Raw genomic sequence first — 223 nt, 5'->3', positions numbered from 1 at the left:
CCGTAGGGCATTGGAACCCCCGACCGAGAAGCGTTTTTTGCTTCGACCGAGGGTGGTGAAATGACCGGAGGATCTAGCCGTTGGAGCTAGATTACGCTAAGAACTACATGAATGTTATCTAGTTTTGAAGGAATATACCTTCAATAGTTTGGTGATGATGGCAGAGAGGTCACACCCGTTCCCATACCGAACACGGAAGTTAAGCTCTCTAGCGCCGATGGTA

General features: G+C 48.9%; 1 rRNA gene. It reads left to right on the top strand.

Annotated features, from left to right (window positions below):
• Window positions 1-147: 147 nt before the first annotated feature.
• Window positions 148-223, top strand: a 5S ribosomal RNA gene (rrf, locus tag MR063_RS21675); the annotation flags it as partial.

It is taken from the genome of Bacillus cereus group sp. BfR-BA-01492, from assembly GCF_022662815.1.
Classification (GTDB): domain Bacteria; phylum Bacillota; class Bacilli; order Bacillales; family Bacillaceae_G; genus Bacillus_A; species Bacillus_A cereus_BD.
Note: the sequence above shows the minus strand (reverse complement) of the source record. Positions and strands in the feature narration are given on the sequence as shown.